Genomic DNA, 537 nt, shown 5'->3' with positions numbered 1-537 from the left:
GAGCCATGTAGCTTGAGCCGGACGGTCATCGGCCAGACGCCACCAGATAAACGCCCAAAGCACCGCCGGTAACCCTTCGATGATGAACATCCAGCGCCAGCTGTAATGCTGTACCAGGTAACCCGACACCACCGACATCCAGAGCATGGTCACCGGGTTGCCGAGGATCAGGAAGGTGTTGGCGCGCGAGCGTTCGGCACGGGTAAACCAGTGGCACAGATAGATCAGCATCGCTGGCATGACGGCGGCTTCGACCACCCCGAGCATGAAGCGGATGACGATCAGCCAGTACGCGTTGGAAACGATCCCTGTCAGTGTCGCGAGGCTGCCCCAAAGGATCAGGCTGACGAAAATCAGCTTCTTGACGCTGTTCTTCTGCGCGTAAATCGCGCCAGGTACCTGGAAGAAAAAGTAACCGAGAAAGAACAGCGCGCCGAGCATCGACGACATTCCGGGCGTGATCATCAGGTCGGCGGCCATGCCCGAGGCGGCGGCGAACCCGTAGTTGGCGCGGTCCAGATACGCCAGGCTATAGGT

At 59.6% G+C, this 537-nt stretch carries 1 protein-coding gene; it reads right to left on the bottom strand.

Going from position 1 to position 537, the window contains the following annotated elements; translation table 11 throughout:
- Nucleotides 1-537 (bottom strand): MFS transporter (locus AC1DRJ_RS32100; RefSeq protein WP_477805626.1); only part of this gene is annotated, 537 nt, incomplete at both ends.

The sequence above is a fragment of the Pseudomonas sp. P5_B2 genome (assembly GCF_056400445.1).
The sequence above is the reverse complement of the archived record's forward strand: the minus strand, read 5'-3'. Positions and strand labels throughout refer to the sequence as shown.